Below are 3,519 nucleotides of genomic sequence, written 5' to 3' on the forward strand. Positions count from 1 at the left end.
GCGCACGGACCAGCAAGGATGCGCCTCCTTCAAGGCGATCAGGGCCTCCGTCACGGCCGCGGGTAGACGCCGGGGCTGGCCGCGATCCTGGCGTGATCTGGGCAGCAGGGCGTCAAAGCCCCCCTGGCGATACTTCTTGATCCAGTCCCGCAAGGTCTCGGCGGCCACATGGGTGCGATCACTGCCGGGGATCGGATGGGAGCGGGCGGCAATGGCATGGAGCTGGGTGTAGAGCCCGGGCGCGCCGGGCGGCCGGCGCACCAGGTCGGCGATCAGCCCGAAACGGAACAGGGCGATCTCGTGGCGCAGGTCATGGGAGGGATCGGGCATGGCAGCGTCTCCGGGGCAAACGACCCAAATGGTCGCTCCACGACGCTACGCCCCGCTGCCGGGCGGGTCAGGGCCCATGGTGTGTGGGTCCAGTGATGGAGTGGACCCACCGCCACCGCGGCGGTGGGCAAAACCGAGTGGCGGCGGCAACTGATCAAGCCAGGGCGCGGCAATCTCACGCAGGGCGGGCAGCAGGGGCGTCAGGCCCAAGGCGATCTGGCAGGCGGTCACGGTGAGGACGCCATCAGTGAGCAGGTCGGGCAGCAGACCCCTGAGGCGGTGCAAGCCATCGCCTACCGCATCCTTGCGGCGGCGTACCCAACGCAGGGCACCCGCCTCCTCGATGTCGGGGCGCAGGACCCTGACGGCCGCCACCAGACTGGGCGCGGTCTCCGCGGTCATCACCGCCACCTCTACCGTCTGCAACGTCCCCGACCAGCGGGCCGCCAGACAATCGGGTATCAGGGAAAACGTGCGATGCCCCAACGGGCAGTACCAGCGGGCGATCCGCGCCCCCAAGGGCCGCTTGCGCGGATAGCTGCCGTGGCGGGCAAAGCCACAGCCCCCGGCGGGATGCAGCGGACAACACGTCAGGCTTGCCTTCAACCAGCCTTGCTCGGTAACGTATTGTTCGCCGGTCAAAGGCGTTCTCAGGCGCAATAGCACACCGGCCACCGGCCCGCACGGCGGCTACCGTGGCGGGCCACTTTTATGGGTTGGCCTCAAATCATGCCCGGGCACGCCCCGGTCTACCAGTCCCGGTGAATCAATCCGGGCATCTCTCCACAGACCCCTTCCACACTCCGCCACCGCACCGACTCCCTCACCGGGGGAATAATTCGCTTCGAATCGGGCGGTGGTCAGCGATTAGGGGCGGGAAACAACAGCAGGTCATCCACCTGCTTGCGAAAGATCCGGCGCAGGGTTGCCTGATCCAGCGACTCACTCAGCACGATGATGGAGGGCGGCATCTTGCGCTCCACATGGGCCCAGGCACGCACCTGGTCGACCAATGCAAAGGCCTGCGCCTCCGCATGACTGACATCCAGCACCAGGCAGTCCACTTCCAGGGCCTGGCCCGGCTTTTTCAGGGCTGCGGCGATGCTGGTTTCCAGAAAAACATCGATGTTGCGCCTTTGCAGTTCATATAGCGACTCATCCGACAGACCGGACTGCTGCTGCACCCACCACACCCGGAAGGGGGTGATCGGAGCCTGATCCTGAATCTGCAGCAAGCCGGCGTTCGGGTTTTCCTCGGAAGGGTGTGTGTTCCGTCCCAACATGCTGACTGCTCCTTTGCCGTGATGTAGCTACCCGCATGGACCGGAGGATATTCCGAACAAGATCATTCCCGAACCGGCCCTTAAGGATTTCCATGATAAAAGGATACAACCGCTCACTCGGCACAAGCACCCCTTTCCCCCGGCTTAAAGTCCATTTCGGATGCTTCGGCGAGGCACCCCCCCTCCCAGCCAGCGCTCCAGCAAACGCTTGAGTTCGTTGCGTGTATAGGGCTTGCTCAAATGATCATCCATGCCGGCCAGGGCAAGATTGCGGACGTCCTCCTTCATGACAGCGGCAGTCAGGGCTACGATGGGAGTATGCTGCGCTTCGGGCTGGCCGGAGCGGATATGGCGGGTGGCCTCCAGACCGCTCATGACGGGCATCTGGCAGTCCATCAGGATCAGGTCGTATGTGTTTTCAAGGGCCAGTGCCACGGCTTGCTCGCCGTTGCCGGCGGTGGTCACGTCACACCCCAGGGACTCCAGCGTCTCCTTGACCAGTTCCCGGATTTCCTCGTTGTCGTCCACGACCAGGAGGTGATGCCTGTCAGGGGATATCAAGGCGGATGTCTCTGCGAGGACGGGCCGAACCGCGGGGTTGCCGTCCGACCGCGGTGACTGTCCGCATGGGTCGGCACGGGGCAGATCCAGTTGGAAACTGACCGTGGTGCCCTGCTCCCGCTGGCTGCGGAGGGTGACTTCGCCTCCCATGGCCGTGACCAGGTTTCTGACAATGGCCAGACCCAGGCCGGCGCCCCCGACCTGTTTCATCAGGCTTGAGTGATCCTTGTAGAACGGTTCGAAGAGCCTGGCCTGGATCTCGGGATCGATGCCGATACCGGTATCGCTGATATCAAACTGGGATCGATAGAGATCAGGCGCGGCCGGGCCGCTCCCGGCATGGGGCAGGCACCTCAGGCCAATGGAGATGGTGCCGTGCTCGGTGTATTTGTTGGCATTGCCGATGATGTTCCAGAGAACCTGGCGCAACCGCAGGGAATCCACCAACACATGCTCGGGCAGCGCCGGGTCAATCCAGGACACGATGCGGTTGCGCCGGGCGCGGGCAATCCCCTCCATCAGTTCCACACTCTGCTCCAGCAATTTGCGGACATTGGTGGGTTCGGGATTGAGACTGAGCCGTTGCCCGGCTTCCGATTCGCTGAAGTCGAGGATGTCGTTGACGATGCCGCGGAGCATTTCACAGGATCGGTGCAGGGCTTCCACCTGACGGTACTGCTTGTTGGTCAGAGGGGTTTCCAGCAGGGATTCAATCAGCCCCAGCATGGCGGTCAGGGGGGTACGCACTTCATGGCTGGTCATGGCCATGAACAGGCTTTTGGCCTTGTTGGCGCTCTGGGCCTCTTCCTTGGCCAGCCGCAGGGCGTCTTCGGCTGCCTTGCGTTCGGTGATGTCGTCAAAAACACCGATGACGCCGGTGATCCTGCCCTCGGCGTCGCGCCAGGGGATCTTGGTGGTCTGCGCCCACAGGTAGGCCCCCGCCGCGGCGTTGAAAAACCGCTCTTCCCACTGCTGCTGCTTTCCGGTACTCAGAACCTGTTGGTCGTTGCGAACGTATTGGTCGGCCAGATGCCCGGGAAACAGGTCATGGTCGTTCTTGCCGATGATGTCCTCGGGCTGAAGTTCGATATCGTTCGCAAACCACTGATTGCAATACACATAGCGATGGGCGGTATCCTTGATGAAGATGCGCTGGGGCAGGTGCTCAAGCAGTTCCCTGAACGCCGCATCTCCCTTGGCGCATTCCGCCGAGCGTCCGCAGGCATGCGGCTGTTCTTGCGACATGATGCTTGAACCCGCCCAGGGCTGGGCATTCCTGAAGGCCATTGTGTGTCCACCGGACCACTTTCTATATGAAGATAGAACAGGATAGCGGTCAGAGGCT

Annotated in this window: 4 protein-coding genes; all 4 read right to left on the bottom strand. The window is 63.0% G+C overall.

All coding sequences use genetic code 11. The features are described 5' to 3' along the window. Nucleotides 1–330: helix-turn-helix domain-containing protein (locus ECTPHS_RS13490; RefSeq protein ID WP_008933319.1), on the bottom strand; the 330-nt coding region annotated here is incomplete at its 3' end. Nucleotides 331–375: 45 nt separating this feature from the next. Beyond that, nucleotides 376–972 (bottom strand): hypothetical protein, encoded by a 597-nt coding sequence (locus tag ECTPHS_RS13495; RefSeq protein ID WP_040406147.1) that lies wholly within the window; start codon nucleotides 970–972, stop codon nucleotides 376–378. Nucleotides 973–1,190: 218 nt separating this feature from the next. Further along, nucleotides 1,191–1,613, bottom strand: coding sequence for a hypothetical protein (locus ECTPHS_RS13500; protein ID WP_008933321.1), 423 nt, complete (start codon nucleotides 1,611–1,613; stop codon nucleotides 1,191–1,193). A 144-nt stretch (nucleotides 1,614–1,757) separates the two neighbouring features. Beyond that, nucleotides 1,758–3,419: a response regulator gene (locus ECTPHS_RS13505; RefSeq protein ID WP_168044679.1), complete on the bottom strand. Its 1,662-nt coding sequence runs from the start codon at nucleotides 3,417–3,419 to the stop codon at nucleotides 1,758–1,760. Between the last annotated feature and the right edge of the window lie 100 nt (nucleotides 3,420–3,519).

This window comes from Ectothiorhodospira sp. PHS-1 (assembly GCF_000225005.1).
GTDB lineage: Bacteria > Pseudomonadota > Gammaproteobacteria > Ectothiorhodospirales > Ectothiorhodospiraceae > Ectothiorhodospira.